The 21,508-nt window shown below is 40.7% G+C and carries 13 protein-coding genes; 11 read left to right on the top strand and 2 right to left on the bottom strand.

Annotated features, from left to right (window positions below; genetic code table 11):
* The first annotated feature begins 13 nt into the window (after positions 1-13).
* The 7 genes from B2107_RS20050 (at position 14) to B2107_RS20020 (ending at position 10,591) form a co-directional block, all read left to right on the top strand.
* Complete coding sequence (locus B2107_RS20050) at positions 14-670, top strand: succinate dehydrogenase cytochrome b subunit (protein WP_293957530.1); 657 nt, start codon at positions 14-16, stop codon at positions 668-670.
* 12 nt (positions 671-682) lie between these two features.
* The gene (locus B2107_RS20045; RefSeq protein WP_293957529.1) at positions 683-2,599 is read left to right on the top strand and encodes a fumarate reductase/succinate dehydrogenase flavoprotein subunit; all 1,917 of its coding nucleotides are present in this window, start codon (positions 683-685) and stop codon (positions 2,597-2,599) included.
* 11 nt (positions 2,600-2,610) lie between these two features.
* Entirely contained in the window at positions 2,611-3,363 is a 753-nt protein-coding gene (locus B2107_RS20040) for a succinate dehydrogenase/fumarate reductase iron-sulfur subunit (RefSeq protein ID WP_293957528.1), read from the top strand.
* Positions 3,364-3,616: 253 nt separating this feature from the next.
* Positions 3,617-4,513: a polysaccharide deacetylase family protein gene (locus B2107_RS20035; protein WP_293957527.1), complete on the top strand. Its 897-nt coding sequence runs from the start codon at positions 3,617-3,619 to the stop codon at positions 4,511-4,513.
* A gap of 540 nt (positions 4,514-5,053) precedes the next feature.
* Positions 5,054-8,269, top strand: coding sequence for a SusC/RagA family TonB-linked outer membrane protein (locus tag B2107_RS20030; protein ID WP_293957526.1), 3,216 nt, complete (start codon positions 5,054-5,056; stop codon positions 8,267-8,269).
* A 27-nt stretch (positions 8,270-8,296) separates the two neighbouring features.
* Positions 8,297-10,174 carry a RagB/SusD family nutrient uptake outer membrane protein gene (locus tag B2107_RS20025; RefSeq protein WP_293957525.1) on the top strand — a complete coding sequence of 626 codons (1,878 nt, stop codon included), beginning with the start codon at positions 8,297-8,299 and terminating at the stop codon, positions 10,172-10,174.
* Positions 10,175-10,324: 150 nt separating this feature from the next.
* Positions 10,325-10,591: a hypothetical protein gene (locus B2107_RS20020; RefSeq protein ID WP_293957524.1), complete on the top strand. Its 267-nt coding sequence runs from the start codon at positions 10,325-10,327 to the stop codon at positions 10,589-10,591.
* A 30-nt stretch (positions 10,592-10,621) separates the two neighbouring features.
* Here the strand turns inward: B2107_RS20020 and B2107_RS20015 are convergent, their stop codons facing one another.
* Complete coding sequence (locus B2107_RS20015) at positions 10,622-12,199, bottom strand: Na+/H+ antiporter (protein WP_293957523.1); 1,578 nt, start codon at positions 12,197-12,199, stop codon at positions 10,622-10,624.
* Between the two features lie 142 nt (positions 12,200-12,341).
* Between B2107_RS20015 and B2107_RS20010 the strand changes: the two genes are divergently transcribed.
* Both B2107_RS20010 and B2107_RS20005 read left to right on the top strand, forming a co-directional pair.
* Positions 12,342-12,830, top strand: coding sequence for an NUDIX hydrolase (locus tag B2107_RS20010; RefSeq protein ID WP_293957522.1), 489 nt, complete (start codon positions 12,342-12,344; stop codon positions 12,828-12,830).
* Positions 12,831-12,853: 23 nt separating this feature from the next.
* Complete coding sequence (locus tag B2107_RS20005) at positions 12,854-13,555, top strand: HAD family hydrolase (RefSeq protein ID WP_293957521.1); 702 nt, start codon at positions 12,854-12,856, stop codon at positions 13,553-13,555.
* Positions 13,556-13,915: 360 nt separating this feature from the next.
* On the opposite strand, the gene B2107_RS20000 is transcribed toward B2107_RS20005, so the two are convergent.
* Positions 13,916-14,215: a hypothetical protein gene (locus B2107_RS20000; RefSeq protein ID WP_293957520.1), complete on the bottom strand. Its 300-nt coding sequence runs from the start codon at positions 14,213-14,215 to the stop codon at positions 13,916-13,918.
* A gap of 208 nt (positions 14,216-14,423) precedes the next feature.
* Here B2107_RS20000 and B2107_RS19995 point away from each other — a divergent pair, with 208 nt between their 5' ends.
* Complete coding sequence (locus tag B2107_RS19995; protein WP_293957519.1) at positions 14,424-18,434, top strand: hybrid sensor histidine kinase/response regulator transcription factor; 4,011 nt, start codon at positions 14,424-14,426, stop codon at positions 18,432-18,434.
* 182 nt (positions 18,435-18,616) lie between these two features.
* Entirely contained in the window at positions 18,617-21,481 is a 2,865-nt protein-coding gene (locus tag B2107_RS19990) for a TIM-barrel domain-containing protein (protein ID WP_293957518.1), read from the top strand.
* Positions 21,482-21,508: the final 27 nt, after the last annotated feature.

The raw sequence follows: 21,508 nt of genomic DNA, 5'->3' as shown, positions 1-21,508 counted from the left end.
TTAAGATCTTATTATGTTATCTACTTTAGCTAAAAAGATGCTCATGTGTCTGACGGGATTGTTTTTAGTATTCTTTTTACTGATTCACTTTTTGGGAAACTTGCAGCTCTTCTTGCCTCAGGAACAAGCGCATTTGCAGTTTAATGCTTACTCGCATTTTCTTTCAGGCAATATCTTGATTAAATTGATTTCTTACGTACTTTATCTAAGCATTATTTTACATGCTTTGGACGGATTAATGATCACATTACATAATAAAAGGGCTGGAGCAAATTATGTGTCCGATCGCCGTGGGCGGGCGAGCAAGTGGTATTCGCGCAATATGGGAATTCTCGGAACCCTTATACTGATCTTTTTGGTTATTCATTTTCAAAATTTTTGGTATGTGTACAAATTTGGTGCTCCACCACTTGATGATCGGGGCAATAAAGATTTGTACATGCTTGTCGTAGAGGTGTTTAAGCAATGGTGGTATGTGGTTATTTACGTATTCTCCATGGCTGCTCTCTGCTATCATCTTATTCATGGGATTCATAGTGCGATTCGAACCTTAGGCGTATTCCACCCCAAATTTGTTAAATGGTTTAAGATCATCGGTATCAGCTATTCTGTCATCATCAGCATTGGTTTTGCATTGATGCCTATTTATATATTTTTTACAGTAAAATAAGGAAGGGAATTCATGGCATTAAATTCAAAAATTCCGGGTGGACCATTGGATCAGAAATGGACGCTCTATAAAAAAACTGCCAAGCTTGTTAATCCTGCGAATCGTAAAAAGCTAGATGTTATCGTTGTGGGTACTGGACTTGCGGGCAGTTCGATAGCTGCTTCGCTTGGCGAAATGGGTTATCAAGTAAAATCTTTTTGCTTTCAGGATAGTCCAAGGAGGGCGCATTCCGTGGCTGCTCAAGGTGGCGTAAATGCGGCGAAGAATTACAAAAATGATGGGGACAGTGTCTATCGCATGTTTGTTGATACGCTCAAGGGGGGAGATTTTCGGGCCCGTGAGGCCAATGTTTATCGTATGGCCGAGTGTTCGCTCAATTTGATAGACCAGGCGGTAGCCCAGGGCGTTCCCTTTGGCCGTGAATACGGAGGTTATCTGAATAATCGATCTTTTGGAGGTGTTCAGGTGAGCCGTACATTCTATGCAAGAGGTCAAACTGGGCAACAACTTCTTTTGGGCGCTTATCAGGCGCTTATGCGTCAAGTGGGTAAAGGTACCGTACAGCTTTTCTCTAGGCACGAAATGCTCGATATTGTTGTTATTGATGGGAAGGCCCGCGGTATTATTGTTAGAAATCTTGACACCGGAGAAATACAACGACATGCTGCACACACCGTTATATTGGCCACTGGAGGCTACGGGAAGATTTATTATCTATCTACATTGGCAATGGGCTGTAACGGCTCTGCAATCTGGCGAGCGCATAAAAAAGGAGCGTTAATGGCCTCGCCGAGCTGGATTCAGATTCATCCCACATCGTTGCCACAGTCTGGCGATTATCAATCTAAATTGACATTAATGTCCGAGTCTTTGCGTAACGATGGAAGGATTTGGGTTCCACTACATAGGGGTGAGACACGGGACGCGAACGCTATCCCCGAAGAAGAAAGGGATTACTATTTGGAACGGCGCTATCCTGCATTTGGCAATCTCGCGCCAAGGGATATTTCATCGCGGGCAGCGAAGGAACGCATCGATGCCGGCTTTGGCATTGGTCCACTTAAAAATGCCGTTTATCTTGATTTTGCGAAAGCTATTCGAGAACAAGGAAAACAGAAAATACAAGAGAAGTATGGTAATCTATTTGATATGTATGAAAAGATAACCGGATATGATGCTTATAAAGAACCGATGATGATTTCACCTTCCGCACATTTTTCCATGGGCGGATTATGGGTGGATTATGAACTGATGACAAGTTTACCAGGGTTATTTGCCTTAGGTGAAGCTAATTTTGCAGACCATGGCGCCAATAGACTTGGCGCTAATTCTTTACTTCAAGCTTCTGTGGACGGCTATTTCATTGCACCCTATACGATTGCAAATTATTTGGCAAACGATATTCATACGGGTAAAATTTCTACAGATCATATTGAATTTGTACGTGCAGAGGAACAGGTAAGGAAGCAAATTGATAGATTTTTGAAAATCAAAGGTAGGAAAACCGTAGATTATTTTCATAAAACACTGGGTAAAATACTCTATGACTATTGTGGGCTCGCGCGTAATGAGAAAGGCCTCCGTTATGCTATTGTGGAGATTAATAGGCTGAAGCAGGAGTTTTATAAAGATGTAATTGTTAGTGGTGAAGCCAATACCTTAAATACAGAATTGGAAAAAGCTGGACGTGTAGCCGATTACTTTGAAATTGGAGAATTGATGTGTTATGATGCGTTGACGCGGAACGAATCCTGTGGGGCACATTTCCGGGAGGAATATCAGACTGCAGATGGGGAGGCATTACGGAATGACGCTGAATACCAGTTTATTTCCGCTTGGGCCTGGAAGGGAGAGGGGCAAGAACCTGAGCTAATTCGGGAACCATTAATTTTTGAAGAAATACAACCAACTGTAAGGAGCTATAAATAAATAGAACGATTATGGATTTACACCTTAAAATATGGCGGCAAAAAGATCGCAACGCTACAGGAAAATTAGTTACTTACACCTTAACAGATCTCAATCCACATATGTCATTTTTGGAGATGTTGGATACCCTAAATGAACAGCTGATCACGCAAGGCGATGACCCTATAGAGTTCGATCATGACTGTCGCGAGGGCATCTGTGGTCAGTGTGGATTGATGATCAATGGAATTGCTCATGGACCACTTAAACATACCACCACCTGCCAGCTACATTTACGTTCATTTAACGATAACGATACGATAACTATAGAACCCTTCCGTTCGGCTGCATTTCAGGTAAAAAAAGATTTGAAAGTGGACCGTTCGGCATTTGACCGGATTATTTCTTCTGGGGGATTTGTATCCATCAACACTGGTCAAGCCCCAGACGCAACAGTGATCCCTATTGCTCACGAATTAGCGGAATCTGCATTTGACTCTGCTGCCTGTATAGGTTGTGGTGCTTGTGTAGCGACCTGTAAAAATGGTAGTGCTGCTCTTTTTACTGCTGCGAAGATTACGCATATGGCTTTGCTTCCACAGGGTAAAGAAGAGTGTAGCTTGCGGGTTTTAAATATGGTAACTCAAATGGATATGGAGTCTTTCGGTCACTGCTCAAATACGGAAGCCTGTGAGGTGGAGTGTCCTCAAGGTATATCCGTATTGAATATTGCACGTATGAATTTTGAATATAACAAAGCTTTGATTTTTAATAAGCGGCAATGATCTTCATGAATGGTATTCTATAAAACTGGCACGATTGTTTCTTCAATCGGACTTTAAGTATAGAATTGACTTTATAAAAAAAAGATGCATAGTTCATTGCATTGTATTATCGACATAGCGAAAAAGAATTTAAAATATTTTATGGACGAAAGAAGGGTTTTTATACTAATTTTGGAAAAAGAAAGTCATTAAAGTTATAGCGATTGATATGAAGTGTAGCAGGTTGTTTGCCTTAATTTTCACATGTAGCGTGATGTTAAGTATTACGTCATGTAAAGATTTTTCGAATAAGGTCTTAGGAAAGGGGAATCTGAAAGATACAATTACAGAGCAATTAAAGGTTGAGGAAAAGATACCGCATTTGTTGGACAGGTGGGATTCTCTTCAAAAAAATCAGATTCTTTTTACGGTTGACAGTCTGCATCCTATTTCCGTAAGACAGCAAAAGCGTGAACTTAAAGATTCCTTGCGTAAAGCTTTTGATAGACACCCGAAACATATTTATTTAACTTTTGATGACGGTCCATTAATTGGTAGTGCTTTTATTGACTCCATTGCGAAGGAGAAAAATATCAAAGTTAGCGTATTCCTTATTGGTAAGCACGCCAATATGAGTAAAGGTAGGAAACGTGATCTTGCGCGATATGAATCAAATCCTCTTGTAGCGTGTTACAATCATAGTTATACACACGCAAATAATCAATATTCTAGATTTTATAATAACCCTCAAAAGGCTTTTGCTGATTTTGAAAAAAATGAAACAGATCTCAACTTGAAGCATAAAATCGTTCGACTTCCAGGAAGGAATATCTGGATCTATGATAATGTTCGAAAGATCGACCTCAAGAACGGGGCCAGTACGGCGGATTTACTTCATAAAAATGGATATACGATTTATGGTTGGGATGTGGAGTGGAGACTCAATAGTGTCACTGGAGCACCCATTCAGAGTCAAGAATCGACCTTAAGTCATATTAGGAATTATATGAACAACAAGAGTTCAATGGTACCGAACAATGTCGTTTTCTTGATGCATGATGATATGTTCCAAACGAAAAAGGGACAGCAGGAATTGTCTTTGTTAATTGACGCACTCAAAAGCGAAGGCTACCAATTCGAATTTATGCAAGATTATCCCATTAAATATTAATTAAGCACGCTGGGATCAAAGGATTACAGCGTGTTTTAAATTGCCTACCTTTCTATTTGCTATCCTGGAGTTCTTTTCCTATCTATTAATAAGTGCTGCTTAATTACTGCGGTATCCTGCAATTTTGGCTATTTTTATTAAATTAATTATAGATGTAATTAGAAGGCATGAAAAGCTGCCTTTTTATTTTATCTGCACTAATATAATTTCGATATTGTAAAGATGTTTTTATTCATGCAATCGCTTGTGAAGTTCTATGGTATAGGGCGGTCAAAACAACCTTAAAAAAACTTTTAAAGTCATTTTATGATCTGTGCGAAAAGGTGGCCTACTTAAGAAGTTTCAAATAGCTTATTTACAAACATTTGTGTAAAATATGTTAAATAGTGTAAAAATAACACTTGTATTTTATCATAATTTTTGTAAATTCAAAATGAATATTCAATTATAAACCGCTGTCGTAAGATGCTAAACCGATAAATCTTATCACAGCAAAAAAAATAACTATTATAAATAGAATTTAAACATTAAACAGTTTTTATGATCAACTGCCATTATTTCTCAAATCAATGGAAGAGAGCGTTTTGGACTGGTTCGTTGTGTTCTTTAGTCACATTGAGTCCCCAATTCGTCGACGCTGCAACGTTTGCAAGCTATGGAATTTTCTTTCAACAAGAGTTAAGTGTTACCGGTAAAGTGACCGATGAAGCTGGAATGCCTATTCCAGGAGTGACCATTTCGGTAAGTGGAAGTAACTTAGCGACTAAGACCGACAACGAAGGTAAATACAAATTGGATAAAGTGCCAAGTACTGGTACCCTCAATTTTCGAATGGTTGGTAAGCTATCTATGGATGAAGCTGTAAAGGGAAGACGTATTGTTGACGTCATTCTACTCAATTCACAATCTAGTTTGGAAGAGGTTATCGTGGTAGGTTACGGAAAGCAAAAAAAGGAGACTGTGACTGGGTCTGTCGCGACGGTTAAAGGGAGTGATCTTGCCAAATCACCAGCATTAAACATCTCAAATGCGTTAACAGGCCGGGTACCTGGTGTCACAGCGACCAATGGGAGTGCTGAGCCCGGTTATGATGGATCTAACATCAAGATCCGCGGGACAAATACGTTAGGGAATAGCAGTCCTTTGGTGGTAATTGACGGTGTTCCGGCGCGTGAAGGCGGAATCGAGCGGCTTAATCCCCGTGATATTGAAAATATATCGGTACTTAAAGATGCTTCCGCAGCAATTTATGGGGCCCGTGCAGCTAACGGCGTTATTCTTGTCACTACGAAAAGAGGAAAAACAGGCAAGCCACAATTTTCCTACACTTTTAATCAGGGATATTCCCAACCTACAGTAATCCCCAAATTGACCACTGCTACTCAATTTGCTGAAATTAGAAATGAACTTGAGATCTATAACCTATCGGTCGAGGAATGGTCTGCAGCATATAGCGCAATAACGGATAAAGGGAGTTATATTAAAAAAGATGGTGGAGTATTAGATGCACCTTTTAAACCCGAGGATATCCAAAAATACCGCGACGGGTCTGATCCTTGGGGCCATCCAAATACAGATTGGTATAAGTCTACCCTAAAAGATTGGTCGCCGCAACAACGCCACAATCTTCAGATCAATGGAGGTACTGAGGATGTCAAATATTTGATGTCCCTGGGCTATCAAAATCAGGATGCATACTACAAGAACTCTGCCACAGGCTATAAACAATATGATTTGCGAATTAATCTCGATGCTAATATAAGTCAATATATAAAAACGCAATTCGGCGTATTAGGGAGACAGGAAAATCGCAATTTTCCAACAAAAACTGCTGGTACAATCTTCAGAATGCTCATGCGCGGAAATCCCACTCAACCTGCAATTTGGCCAAACGGTATGCCAGGGCCAGATATAGAAAACGGTGAAAACCCCGTCGTTATCACTACTAATGCCACAGGATATGATAGGGACAAACGCTATTATTTCCAAACGAATGGACAGGTTGAAATTACTAATCCATGGGTTGATGGTCTGAAGCTAACACTGAATGCATCTGTAGACAAATATGTGAAAAACCAAAAAACGTGGGTGATACCTTGGACATTATATTCGTGGCAAGGTGCATATGAAGCTGATGGGGAAACACCACAACTGGTCCCTGGGCGACGTGGTCCTGCGGATCCGAATCTGAATCAAAGCAATGAAGATCAATTAAACATCTTGCTTGGCGGTATTTTGAGCTTTGACCGGAAATTTGGAAACCATCAAGTGAATGCCATTGCAGGTATCAATAGAGAAACAATTGATAACGATAAGTTCAGTGCTTATCGCCGCTACTTTCTTTCCAATGCGATTGATTATCTTTTCGCCGGCGGGGAACAGGAAAAAAATAACGACGGTGCGGCATGGAAGCGCGCTCGTCTAAATTATTTTGGTCGGTTTGGTTATAACTATAAAAGTAAATATATCGCCGAACTCTTGTGGCGTTATGACGGTTCTTACATGTTTCCTGAAAAGGAGCGATTCGGGTTCTTCCCTGGGGCAATGGCTGGATGGGTCGTGTCAGAAGAAAATTTCTGGAAGGAAAATGTACCTGTAATTAATTATTTCAAAATCCGTGCTTCGTACGGCCAGATGGGAAATGATAACATCTACTATGATGATAAATTACAAGAGTATCAATATTTTTCCACGTATTCTTTTGGAACGTATATCGTAAATGACAAGTTAGCCAAGTCTCTTTACGAGAGTCGTGTACCAAATGAAATGATTACTTGGGAAGTAGCCAATAATTACAATCTCGGATTTGATTTTCAGTTTCTTCAGGGCAAGTTGAACTTGGAATTTGACATCTTCAAAAACCGGCGTAATTCAATTTTATGGCGCAAAAATGCGTCCATACCGCAAAGTACAGGAATGACGCTCCCAGCCGAGAATATCGGTAAGGTCGATAATAAGGGATGGGAGTTTAATCTAGGTTATCATGGTAAAGTCGGGGAACTTGGTTATACTGTAGGCGTTAACGGTGGGTATGCGAAGAATAAAATCATCTTCTGGGATGAGGCACCAGGAGCGCCAGCATGGCAGCAGAGTACAGGAAAGCCAATAAAAACTGATATCTATTATATCTATGATGGCGTATTCAAAGATTTAAATGATATTGCAAACAATCAGTTAGATTATAGCGCCATAACAAAGACGCTACGTCCTGGTGACATGAAGTACAAAGATTACAACGGTGACGGAAAAATCACACCCGATGATAAAGTTAGACGCGATAAAAATAGTGATCCAACATTTCAAGGCGGTTTCAATTTTAGCCTTACCTATAAAGATTTTGACTTATCGGTATTATTTCAGGGGGCTACAGGCGGAGAGATCCGTGTCGGTACAGATGAGTCTGGATCTATTGGAAATTTTGTGGAGGAATTCTACGAAAACCGCTGGAGTATCAGTAACCCGAGCAGTGTATATCCACGTTTAACAGACCGCGGTAATCAATATTATTCCTATAATAACACGTATTGGATGCGAAGTACAGATTACCTCCGACTTAAGAATGTAGAATTAGGATATAATCTATCCTCTAGTATATGCAATAAAATTGGTATAGGCTCATTGCGTTTATTTGCGAATGGAATGAACCTCATTACTTGGAGTAAAATCAAAATGTATGATCCGGAAGCTGTGAATGCATTAGGACAATATTATCCGCAAGCAAGATTAATCAATCTGGGCGCGTTGTTATCGTTTTAATCAACCCGAATTTAAAAGAAAAAGAAGATGAAAAAGATTACCAATATATCACTCATGCTACTTGTATTATCTGTAACATTACACGCTTGTAATGATGATTTTGTAAGTACAAAGCCACTTAGTGAAGTGCCACAGGAGGTGGTGTGGTCAGACGCGGGCTTATCAGAAGCTTTTGTGACTGAAATTTATAATGGATTTGGAGTAGGTGGATTTTATGAACAGCAAATGGCTTCGATGACAGATGAAGCACTATTCACCCATCCAAACCGGGGAATAAATACAGTTACTGAATCGCGCTCGAATCCTGCCGATCAGGGCTATATTATGGAAACTTATGAATATGGGCGCATGTATACACGCATCCGGGCGACTAATATTGCGATTTCTAATTTAACAGAAGCCAAATTTGATAGAACAAAGGCAGATAAACTTTTAGGGGAGGCCTATTTCTTACGTGCTTATTATTATCAGCAGTTGTTACGTTACTATGGCGGAATACCGATCGATAATAAGATCTATACGCTGAACGATAAAGACTACATGGTTCCTAGAAATACCTATGAAGAATGTGTCGATGCCATAGTTAAAGATCTTGACAACGCGGCTCAGCTTTTGAAAGGGGTATCTCAAGTAAAAGGACGGGCGAGCGAAGCTGCTGTACTGGCATTAAAATCAAGAGTTTTGTTGTATGCCGCTAGTGACCTTCACGATGCAAATAAAGCAAAATCAAAATCTACATTATTAGCAGGATATAAAAGCCCAGAATACCTAATGTATACCACAGGTAATCAAGCAGATCGTTGGACAAAAGCAAAGGCCGCTGCCAAGGCTGTCATTGATCATAGCGAATTTGCCTATAAACTTGATTTAAATCAGCCTGTTTCGGCTGCTGATGGAGCGATTAATTACATGGCTCTTTCCTTAGGAGGGGGGAGTAAAGCAGTTGACTTTACGGCAGCGAAAGACATTATTTTGGGGCGATTTTTTATCGATGAAAAAGATGAACGCGGTGGTTGGGTAGGTCGCGACAATGGACCGAATGGCTACCACAATTGGGCTGGAAATACGCCAATACAATTGTTGGTAGATGATTACGAGACGATTGCCGGTGAAAAGTTCGATTGGTCAAATCCAACTATGGCAGCTAATCCTTATCAAAATCGTGATCCGCGTTTGAAGGCAACTCTATTGTATGATGGTGCAGACTGGAAACCTCGAACAGCAGATGTTGCCACACGGGATAAGGTAAACCAGATTCAGACGGGGCAATATGAGGTGGTTAATGCACAAGGTCAAAAAACTACACATTTTGGTCTTGACACAAGAAAGAGCCCTATTGAAGATTGGAATGGCTCCCGAACAGGCTATTATATCCGTAAATTTACTGATCCAGATCCTACAATGGAAGACCAAAATACAAGACAACGTATTCCATGGCCGATGTTTCGTTATACGGAAGCGGTATTAAACTACGTCGAGGCATGTCTGGAGTTAGGTGAGGAAGGCGAGGCTAAAATATGGATGAATAAAATTCGGTTTAGAGCTGGAATGCCTCCAATACCTAGTAGTGAGAGTGGAGCGGCGTTAAAAGCACGCTATCGAAACGAACGTCGTGTCGAGTTAGCTTATGAGGAGCATCGCTTCTTTGACGCAAGACGTTGGATGATAGCTGCAGAAACAATCGGCCGGAAGGCAAATATCATCAATATTACTGGAACGCTTAAGGCAGGCAAAAGTGTGACACAATATAAATATGATCCAAGCAGTTACACCTATAAATATGTTGTATCGGATATTGATCCAGGAATCGAAAACCGAAATTGGGATGACAAGATGTACTTTACATCTTTACATCGGGACGAGATTAATAGAAATACGAAGTTAATTCAAAATCCCGGATATTAATTCAGAAAGGTCTTCATTATAAATGGAGGCCTTTTTAACATTATTTTTTAGGATGATTGCAAAGCAGAAGAATTTGTTTTACAATTAGTTCAGACATTGAATTTTTTTTGGACTGGTGAATTGCGCCACTTTTTTTCTTAATTTGCATCCATGTCAAATCAAGCGAGTAATTATCAGTTATTTTCTACTGATATTTTGGTACTTTGGAGAAGCCAAAATGTTTCTTATATCAAAGTGGAGGAACTGTCTGTTGTTAATGGAGTCACCTTTTTTGAACTTATACCAGATTCGGAACTATTGGATGAGGGAGGGATTGACACGCTTTATCCTATAGATTCTGAAGATGTTGAAGATATGATTGTTTTCAACAGACATATTAAATTTGTCGTTCATGATATTTACCTGGATGAAGATTAACATCAATTTAGTAGCCTTATTATAAGGGACTCAGCTCTTCATATTTAATCTTTCTTCCTGAAGATCCAATAAACGAAGGTGCTTCTTAATAATTTCTTCGTCTAGTAGAAGCTCTTCACGATTTTTATTGATCAGCCACATACGTTGAGTTTCAAGAATGTCAATATATATTTTGCGATATTCTGCGTAATTGATGATAATTTCAGAGCTCCGCAATTGATTTTCATACTTATCTAACTGATCCTTTAAGGTCGGAAAATTTTCAATTTTGTCGGCGTAGTCATTTCGAATTTTATCGACAGCAACTTGAGCTAGCCTATTCTGAATTTCATAATCGATTTCCTTCTCGCTTCGGACAAAATCTCTATCTACTAATTTGATTGTTCTTAATATAAAAGGGAGTGTTAATCCTTGAACGACTAAGGTTAAGAGAATAACGACAAATGTGATAAAAAGAATAAGGTTTCTCTGTGGAAAAGGGGTACCATCGGTCAGTGTTAAGGGAATGGAAAGAGCTGCTGCCAGAGAAACCACGCCACGCATTCCGGTCCAGCCAATAATCATTGGGGTGTGCCAACCTGGTGATTGGGTATCGGCGACTGTTATGAAATGTTTCATTACTAGAGTGGTGATTACCGCAGCATATCCAGCGAAAATTCTGACCATAATAAGGACTATTGTTACGGCTACACCGTAGCCAATCGCGGTAGAAATATCGGTATCTCCCAATCCCGAAACAATTTCAGGTAAATCTAATCCGATAAGCATAAAGACAATACCATTCAATAAAAAGCAGAAGCTTTCCCATACTGTTACGGTGCGAATTCGGGATGCGCTACTCAAAAAGTCGTGGCTGCGATAGGATAAAAATAATCCGCCACTTACAACTGCCAAAACGCCGGAAGCGTGAAGTTGTTCTGCGATCAAATACATGGAGAAAGGCGCTATGAAAGTTAGCAATAGATCTGTATTTGAATCGGTGGGCAAAAGTTTGTGCATTTTAAGGAAAATATATGCGATTACAAGCCCTATTGCTGCACCGCCAACGCACATCCAGATAAAGCTTCCGGCAGCTTGGTACCATACAAATTGTCCTGTCGCTACGGCGATCATTGCAAATCTGAAGATTATTAATGAGGAAGCATCGTTTAATAAACTTTCACCTTCCAGAATGGAAGCCAATCTTTTAGGTACTTTTACAAACTTTAAAATTGCACCAGCGCTAACTGCGTCGGGCGGTGATACTATTCCTCCCAATAAAAATCCAAGTGCTAAGGAGAATCCCGGGATAAAATAGTTAGCAAATACGGCAACCGATAAGGCTGTAAAAAAGACTACAACGAAGGCAAAGCTAAATATAATCCTACGCCATCGCCATAGTTCTTTCCATGAAGTTGACCAAGCAGCCTCGTACAAAAGTGGAGGTAAAAAAATAATAAATATTAATTCAGGCTCTATTTTTATAGCAGGAACTCCTGGTATAAAACTAATTACAAGTCCGGCTAATACAAGTAAAACGGGGTAGGCAACCTGAATTTTTCTCGCCAGTAAGATCAGCATCGTGATCAATAGGAGTACAAATAGATAGAATTCAAAATTTTCTAACATATATAAAGTTTAGGTATATAAATATAAATCAAATTTCCAAAATTCTTTAATAAAAGAGGGTTGATCTGCTTATTGAAAATTGGAAGAAATATTTCTTGAAGACTGTCGCATCTTTTCCTATTTTTGTTAGAAACAGAAAAAGATGGAGAACGAAGTGATCGGTTTGAAACGAGTCGCAACACTATGTATCTTGAGAAATAAAGATAAATTCCTATTATTAAGACGCTTAAAAGAACCTAACAAGGATATGTACGTTCCTGTTGGTGGAAAAATAGACCCCTTTGAAAATCCGGATGCAGCTGTTGAGCGAGAGGTTTTCGAAGAAACAGGTATCCATATAACTTCAAAACAGTTTTGTGGTATTTTGACAGAAACTTCTCCAGTTAATTACAACTGGATCAGTTACGTATATGTATCAGACATCGAATTTGTCGATGTACCGTATTGTAATGAAGGAGATTTAGAATGGATTTCAGCGGCGGATTTATCCGCTATTCCGACGCCAATAACCGATCTCTATATCTATGATTATGTGGGAAAGAAAAAGCATTTCGCCCTTAATGCTACCTATGACTCAGCCGTGAACTTGACGGGGCTATGGGAGCAGTATAGTAATACTAAGCTTATTTAGAATGCTTTAATTGAGTAAGAAAAATGACTGTTAATAAAGACGCGATTAAAATCATTGCCTTTGATGCTGATGATACATTATGGGTAAATGAACCCTATTTTCAAAAAGCAGAACATGATTTCTGCGCACTGCTGGAGAACTATCTTCCGCAGCATGCAATTTCACAGGAACTATTTAAGACGGAAATGAACAACCTGTCGCTTTACGGATATGGCGTAAAAGGTTTTATTCTTTGTATGATAGAAACTGCCAGCCGTATTTCTGCTGGCCAACTGCCTTTGAGCACAGTAAACAAAATTATAGAAATTGGACAGTGTTTATTAAAAATGCCGATTGAATTATTGGATGGCATAGAGGATACTTTGGTACAACTTAGTGCACATTACAAATTGATTGTAGCGACAAAGGGCGATTTGTTGGATCAGGAGAGAAAGTTGAAGAATTCGCCTCTTCAAAAATATTTTCATCATGTTGAGATTATGAGTAACAAAAAAAGTGAGGATTATACGAAATTGTTAAGCAAAATTGACTGTCCGGTTGAGAATTTCATGATGATAGGAAATTCAATAAATTCCGATATTTTACCCGTTTTGGAAATTGGTGCACAGGCAATACATATTCCGTATCACATAACGTGGTCCCATGAACAAGCAAGCAATGAAATAAAGCGGAGTAGTTTTCTACAGATAGACAGTTTAAATCAACTGCTACCAATCTTGCTTTAGTTAAAGATATAGATATCGCTAATCTCTGTTGTGAAATCACATTATTTTTAAATTGAAAGACACAATCAATATCGCCGCCATTCAATAGTTAAATTTCCTTTTCTAGATTGGTCGTTTTAATGTTTTCAAATAACCATCAAGATACTTCTTTGTTATTTGAAAACATTATTAACCGGTCACATAGAAAAAATTAGAGACGTAATCATTTTCAATTTTTTCTTATTTTTTTTGAATCGGAATCCGTTAACAATAGATCCTCTAAAATTAAGAGATATCGTCGTTGTAGAAACGATCAAAGTAGGCAAGTCGGTTTTGAAGCGAGATTTAGAGGCCCTTTTAATTCTCATTAACGTAATCCTCCTATTTATGCCTTTTCCCTTTTTGGTGGTAGGGCACCTGTTGAACGAGGTTGTGTACAATCTCATTCCCTTTGGAAGATATGGGTGAATTAGCATACTGCAATGAAACAATATCTGTAGCGTCTACGTCTGGTAGGTTTTTAATCTGATTGTACCATTTAGGTGGAGAGGATAGATTGCTCTTTTCGTATTGATGTTCTTTCTCCGTATTGATATTTACAAATCGTTTTTTCCAGCGACTGTAAATAAATGCAGCAACACCTGCTGCTGCAGTGATCATTAATCCAATTCGTGTATACATTGCTCTAATCTTTTATTAGTTGAACAGTTCCTCAATTCAAATTGTTCAAAAAACTTTAAATTGATGTTACCAGAGATGACACATCAAGATTGACATTATCCCGTCTTAAACCATAGAAATGAGTCAATGTAGGAGTTACACGCCTGAAATCGTACAGCAGATTTGCTGTATTTACTCAATTTTTGTATCATTGGGGAGATGATAACCAATGCAGCAGCTTAAGTCTTTTTTATTCGCTTATCTCCAACTCTTTCTTTTCCTTTTCTTAGGGCAATCTTCAGTTTGGAGCCAGGTCAATACCTATGCGTTTAAAACCTTAACCTCTGATCAGGGCCTGGTCCATAATCATGTCAATTGTGCACTCAGGGATAAGTACAATTACCTCTGGTTTGGTACCGAATCTGGTCTGAGCCGATTTGATGGGACGCAATTCACAAATTTTCGCTATTCCGCCAATAAACGTACCGGCCTGAGTGGAAATGCAATTTCCGCAATCTTTGAGGGACCAGAAGGCAATGTATGGATTCGTACCAGCAACCGGATGAATGTGTATGATCAGCGCTCAGGTATTATCATCCAGCAGCTTGATTCCATACTGACCCGCTTAAAGTTGCCCGTCAAAGACGTACATACGATAAGACAGCTGGAAGGGCAGATCTTTGCACTATTGTATAGCGATCGTTCGCTGATCTTGTACGATAGTCTAAAGAAAACCTATCGTACTGTACCGTCGTTGACAAAAAACAACCGAATCGCTGATGTGATAGCTGGTCAAGGGCACACGATCTGGGTGATCTACGAAAATGGCCTGTTGGGCCACATCGATACCAAATCATTGCGAAGTACCAAAACCAGCCTATTGCCGATCAGCAATAAGCTGGTAAATTATAATCTATTTGCCGACCGGGAAGGGGCGATATGGGTTTTCTCAAAAGACATTCCAATTGGTGTATACTGGCTTGACCCGAAAGATGGCTCAATTCAACACCTCCAAAAAGAACTGTCCAATCCTTTTGTAGGCAATATCGTGCAAGATGATCAAGGGCACCTCTGGCTAGGAACTGACCATGGTGGGATCAATGTTTATGATAAAAAAACAAAAAGTGTACAAATCATCGGTAACGATAAATATGATTTACGAAGCCTACCTTACAATAGCATAACGGCTTTATATCGGGATAAGTCAGGTATTATCTGGACGGGAACATACAAAGGCGGCATCAGTTATTATCATCCCAACTTGTTATTATTCTCCTTAGTCAAGAACTATCCTGGACTTCCCAAATCACTTCCCTTTGACGATGTCAATAAGTTTGTACAGGATCGAAAGGGTAATCTCTGGATTGGGACAAATGGTGGGGGATTGCTCTATTATGATCTCAGTCAGAAAACCTTTACGCAATACCTGCATGATCCTCAGGATCCCAATAGTTTGAGCAGCAACGTGATTGTTTCCTTATTGCTGGATGCGGAAGACAGGCTGTGGATAGGAACTTATCGAGGTGGTATGTGTCGATTTGACGGCAAAAGTTTTAAGGTTTTCCACCGTGACTCGGCCCCCGGGAAATTGAATGATGATAGTGTATGGGAGATCTATGAAGATAGTCAACATCGGCTATGGATAGGAACGCTAAGTACCGGCCTGTACCTGTTTGATAAAAAAACAGCACAGTTTTCGAAAACATATACACGGCAGGGCCAAACCATCAACAGCAATTATATCTCTGTCTTATTTGAGGATTCAAAAAAACGTCTCTGGATCGGCACAGCTACAGGATTGGCATTGTTGGCCCCCGACGAGAAGATTACTTATATCAATACATCCAGTTCGCCTATGAAACTCATGAATGATCTAATTTATGATATCAAAGAGGACAAAGCCGGTCGTATTTGGGTAGCGACACAAGAGGGACTGCATGTAATCGATGGTACCAAAATAAGCTATCTTACACAGCAAGATGGGCTTAGCGACGATGCAATCCTGGCACTCTTGGTCGATGATCAAGGTGATGTTTGGGCTTCCACAAACAAAGGCCTGTCGGCGATTGTCGGTACAGGACAGGCAGAGAAGTTTATCATCCGCAATTTTACGCAGGAATTGGGCCTTCAAGGGAATTTATTCAATGAAAACGCTGCTTTAAAAATGCGGGACGGAAGGCTTGTCTTTGGTGGGCCAAAGGGGTTCAATTTTATTGATCCTGCGAAAATTGGCCACGAAAGTGAACTGATCTTGCCGCTTTTGTCCAATCTCTATTTATTCAACAAGCGGGTAGCCGTAGGTGAAGAATTTTCGGGCCGGGTCATTTACGATCGAGCCCTGAATAATCTTAAGGAACTGAGGCTTCCGTACAACCTCAATGCCATTTCGCTGGAGTTCTCAACCTTTGACTACCTACAGCAACATAATGGACTCTACCAATATCAGCTTGCTGGTCTAAGTGATGAATGGTTTGATTTTGAACCGGGAACCATGCGGGCCAGTTTTACCAATCTGGACACCCGTAGCTACAGCTTGTATATACGGCATGCTATCGATTCAAGTAGCTGGTCAGATGGTGTACTACTTTTGACAATCGATATACAGCCACCGTTTTGGCGTTCAACAATGGCCTTTCTTTTTTATGCCGGTTTGATACTAGTCGTCCTATGGGCTTATTTTTATTTGACAAAACTGCGTGTCAGGACGCGTAATCAACTTTACCTCGCTCAGGAACAGGCTGCACAGGCAAAGGAACTGGATGCGTTGAAAACACGTTTCTTTACCAATATAAGTCATGAATTCAGGACTCCGATAAGCTTGATTCTAACCCCAACACAGCAGCTGCTGGATGAAGAACAGCATCCAGAAAAAAAAGCCGACCTAAACTTAATCAAGAAGAATGCAGACCGCCTGCTTAAATTGGTCAACCAGCTGCTGGACTTTAGAAAATTGGAGAAAAGTGAACTTGAACTGAATGAAGCGTATGGGGACCTCATGGGATTTATCCGCGAACAGCTCGATGCCTTCGCCGGGATAGCTCAAAGAAATCAGATCTCGTTACAGGTCAATATCGCTCCAGACACCTATCTGTCCTGGTTTGACAAAAACAAATTGGAAAGCATTATTTTCAATCTGATGTCAAATGCGGTCAAATTTAGCCCAGTATCCGGCATTGTGGCATTCAGTGCCGAAATCACTGAACAAGAAACAGAAAAGATACTGTGTATTGAAGTTCAAAATCAGGGTATAGCGATTCCCGAAAATTTACAGGCCCGCGTTTTTGAACGTTACATACAACTAGATGTGCCAAATGGAAAACTGAATCAAGGTACAGGCATCGGGCTTTCTATTGTCAAAGACTATGTCGAATTCTTGAGTGGAAATATCAGGCTGAGTAGCAATGCGCACTGGACGACATTTAATGTTCAGTTGCCCATAAATAAGGCCGTAGCGAGCGCCGATCCCGTCGAAAGCAGTAAGCAGGATAAACCCGCTATTTTATTGGTGGAAGATGATATTGATTTCCTTCATTACTTGGAGCGAACCCTGAGTTCGGTCTACCTAATTCACGCTGCACAAAGTATTAATGATGCAAAATTGATCCTAAGCAAGCAGCAGGTCGATCTTATCATCACCGATCTCAGTCTGCCAGGAGAGAGCGGACTGGATTTTTGCCGCTTTATAAAAGCCCAGGCTAAGTTGGTTCATATCCCTGTGCTGATTGTAACTGCGGTAGTCAATCAGAAGATTGAACTGGAGGCCTTACAGGCCGGTGCAACAGATTATATAAACAAACCTTTTAATATCAGTCTACTGCGTTCAAAATTGGCGCAGATACTCCATCAGCAGCAGACGTTGGTAAAACGGTATAAAAAACAGATCAACGTTAATCTGGCGCAGCCCGATATCGTATCTGCTGATGAACAGTTTATCCGTTTGCTTGTAAAGGAAATTGAACAGGATCTCAGTGACTCTTCGCTTTCTGTCGAACTACTAGCCAAAAGAATGAACCTCACGCGCGTAGGGCTTTATAAAAAGGTGCTTGCCATCACAGGTTATTCACCGATGGAATACATCCGACATATACGGCTCAAGCGTGCCATGCATCTGGTTCAGAACTCGAAATTATCGATGGCTGAAATCGCTTATGAAGTTGGATTCGGAAATCCGAAACAATTCAGCAAATATTTTAAATCTGCATTTGGTAACCTGCCGTCTTTTTATCGAAAAAGCTTATAAATAAATGGTTTAGTGGCAATGTCGTCTGCATATCTTACCGCATAAGTTAACAAAATAACCCCTAAAAGTTAACAAAACATACCCCTTATACAACCGGTTGCATTTTATATTTGATCTGTTCTTTCAATAGGAAAGGACACGTAATAACCAAGGGAATATAATAACCAGTAAATCTTATTTAAATGCGCAACTTAACGTACGCTTTAAGTGGTTTGATGCTCTTCGCAATCGTGCAGCAGGGATTTACCCAAGCCAATAAAGCTCATTATGAAAAAATGCCTTCTGGTATTAAGGTCAGCTTCAAAAATTCGGAGACCTCCATTGATCAGGATATTTATTTGGATGTCGTGACCGACAAGATTGTGCGTGTCACAGCTGTTCCGGCTGGTGCAGCCTTACCAGGACAAACAAGCTTAGTGATCGTCGATTCACTGCGCCGGCAAGTAAAATCACTTGCGGTAAGCTCGACCGACTCGACGGTAAATGTACAAACGGCCAATATGCAGGCAGTGGTTTCCTTGATAAATGGTAAATTGGAATTTTTTGATCTTAAGGGGCAATCCATCTTTAAAGAAGCAAAGCGGAATTCGAGTTCTTTCTTAGCCAATAGTTATCAAGGTGATGCATTTTATCACATTAACCAAGACTTTATTGTCAATGCGGAAGAAGGGATCTATGGACTCGGCCAACATCAGAATGCGGTGATGAACTATAACCGCGGAAAACAGGTTTCGCTGTTGCAATATAATACAGAAATCGGAATCCCCTTTTTACTGTCCACCAATAACTATGGTATTTTATGGCACAATTACTCCATTACAAAGGCGGGCGACGTGCGGCCGTTATTGCCCCTAAATGCGTTTAAGCTGCAGTCAAAAGAAGGTGAAGCTGGGTGGCTTACAGCAACCTATGTAAACCGGAACAAAGGCGAAGAGGTTTATCTATCCCGGCCGGAATCGATCATCGATTATGGCTACCTAACAGATCAGCACAAGTTTCCAAAGGGCGTAAATCTGGCCGAAAGCAAAGTCATCTATGCCGGAAGTTTCTCTTCGCCCTACACAGGCAAACATGTGCTGCATTTTAAATATTCGGGTTATATGAAAGTCTGGATTGATGGGGAGCAGGTCGCCGAACGCTGGCGTCAATCCTGGAATGCAGGTACCTTTGAGATTGAGAGAGACCTCCAGAAAGATAAGATCCACCAGATCCGAATGGAATGGATACCAGATGGAGGGGAGTCTTATTTTACCTTAAACTGGCAGAGTCCTATCCCAGAAGCGCGTAAAAACGTATTTTCCTTTAATTCGGAAGCTGGCGATGCCATTGATTATTACTTTGTTCAGGGCGCATCAATGGATGAGGTCATTGCAGGTTATCGCCACTTGTCCGGCAAGGCGCCGATTATGCCGCTTTGGAGCTTCGGATTTTGGCAGAGCAGAGAACGCTACAAGACGCAAGCGGAAATTGAAGCGGTCGCAGCTGAATTTCGCAAGCGTAAGATTCCAATCGACAATATTGTGCAGGATTGGTCTTACTGGGCTGAAAATGACTGGGGGAGCCAGAAATTTGATGTAAAGCGTTTCCCAGATCCTCAGGCCATGGTGAACAAGCTGCATGATCAGCACTTTAAGATCATGATTTCGGCCTGGCCCAAAATCAATGAAGAGTCTTCCGTATACCAAGAATTTAAAGCCAACAAATGGATCTATCCGCGAAATATCTATGATGGCAGAAAAGACTGGATCGGAAAGGGCTATACCTCGACATTTTATGATCCTTTCAACAAAGCGGCACGCGATGGGTTCTGGAAATTGTTGGACAACAATCTTTTCAAAATTGGGATCGATGCCTGGTGGATGGATGCGAGTGAGCCAGATATTCACTCCAATATTGATCTGGATGAGCGTAAATCGGTCTTTCAGCCAGCTATAGGATCATCTGTTCGCTACTATAATGCGTTCCCTTTGCAAAATGCCAAGGGTATCTATATGGGCCAGCGTGAAACAGATCCTAACAAACGGGTGTTTATTCTGACGCGATCCTTTTTTGCAGGGCAGCAGCGCTATGCGGCTGCTGCCTGGAGCGGCGATATTGCTTCGAGATGGCATGACATGAAAGATCAGATTGCCGGGGGCATCAATTTCTCGATGTCCGGTACACCTTATTGGACGATGGATGCAGGTGGCTTTTTGGTTGAAAACAGGTTTCACAAACCTGATGCAGCAGACTTGGAGGAGTGGCGCGAGCTGAATAGCCGCTGGTACCAATACGGGGCATTCTTGCCTTTATTCAGGGCGCATGGACAATATCCCTACCGCGAGCCGTATAATATCGCTCCTGTGGATCATCCGGCCTATAAAAGCATGACCTATGCGATCAATCTACGGTATAAATTACTGGCCTATAATTATAGTCTTGCCGCGAAGACTTTTTTTGAAGACTATTCGATGATACGTGGACTTGCCATGGATTTCCCCCAGGACAAAGATGGATTCGACCGCAATGACCAATACCTTTGGGGACCATCTTTGCTCATCAGTCCTGTCACTGAAAAAGGTGCGAGCTCACGCAAGATACACTTTCCAAAAGGAACCAGCTGGTATGATCTATACAGTGGCAAGATGGTAACAGGTGGGCAGGATCTGCTTGTTGCTGCACCATACGAACGTATCCCTGTTTATGTCAGAGCCGGAGCAATAGTGCCCATTGGACCGGTCATGCAGTATACTGCCGAGAAAAAGCCGGATGTACTGGATGTCTATGTCTATGCGGGAGCAAACGGTCATTTTTCACTCTATGAAGACGAAGGAAGCAACTATAATTATGAAAAAGGGAAATATAGTCGCATTGATTTCAGTTATGACAATTCGACAAAGACGCTGTCAGTGGCCAACCGTCAGGGTGATTTCGATGGCATGCTGACCAAAAGAAAGTTCAATTTCATTTTTGTCAGCGACAGCAGCGCCGTTGGACTGGATGTTTCACCAGCAAAACCCACAGTGGTAACCTATGCCGGTAAAGCCTTGCAGGTCAAATTAAAATAATAAAAACCAATTTATAAATCAAGAGAT

The sequence above is a fragment of the Sphingobacterium sp. UBA7855 genome, from assembly GCA_002500745.1.
Taxonomy (GTDB): Bacteria; Bacteroidota; Bacteroidia; order Sphingobacteriales; family Sphingobacteriaceae; genus Sphingobacterium.
Note: the sequence above shows the minus strand (reverse complement) of the source record. Positions and strands in the feature narration are given on the sequence as shown.

Coding starts and splice junctions, on each gene's coding strand:
- B2107_RS20050 (WP_293957530.1), top strand. CDS start 14: ATGTTATCTACTTTAGCTAAAAAGATGCTCATGTGTCTGACGGGATTG.
- B2107_RS20000 (WP_293957520.1), bottom strand. CDS start 14,215: ATGTATACACGAATTGGATTAATGATCACTGCAGCAGCAGGTGTTGCT.
- B2107_RS20015 (WP_293957523.1), bottom strand. CDS start 12,199: ATGTTAGAAAATTTTGAATTCTATCTATTTGTACTCCTATTGATCACG.
- B2107_RS20040 (WP_293957528.1), top strand. CDS start 2,611: ATGGATTTACACCTTAAAATATGGCGGCAAAAAGATCGCAACGCTACA.
- B2107_RS20020 (WP_293957524.1), top strand. CDS start 10,325: ATGTCAAATCAAGCGAGTAATTATCAGTTATTTTCTACTGATATTTTG.
- B2107_RS20045 (WP_293957529.1), top strand. CDS start 683: ATGGCATTAAATTCAAAAATTCCGGGTGGACCATTGGATCAGAAATGG.
- B2107_RS20030 (WP_293957526.1), top strand. CDS start 5,054: ATGATCAACTGCCATTATTTCTCAAATCAATGGAAGAGAGCGTTTTGG.
- B2107_RS20025 (WP_293957525.1), top strand. CDS start 8,297: ATGAAAAAGATTACCAATATATCACTCATGCTACTTGTATTATCTGTA.
- B2107_RS19995 (WP_293957519.1), top strand. CDS start 14,424: ATGCAGCAGCTTAAGTCTTTTTTATTCGCTTATCTCCAACTCTTTCTT.
- B2107_RS19990 (WP_293957518.1), top strand. CDS start 18,617: ATGCGCAACTTAACGTACGCTTTAAGTGGTTTGATGCTCTTCGCAATC.
- B2107_RS20005 (WP_293957521.1), top strand. CDS start 12,854: ATGACTGTTAATAAAGACGCGATTAAAATCATTGCCTTTGATGCTGAT.
- B2107_RS20035 (WP_293957527.1), top strand. CDS start 3,617: ATGTTAAGTATTACGTCATGTAAAGATTTTTCGAATAAGGTCTTAGGA.
- B2107_RS20010 (WP_293957522.1), top strand. CDS start 12,342: ATGGAGAACGAAGTGATCGGTTTGAAACGAGTCGCAACACTATGTATC.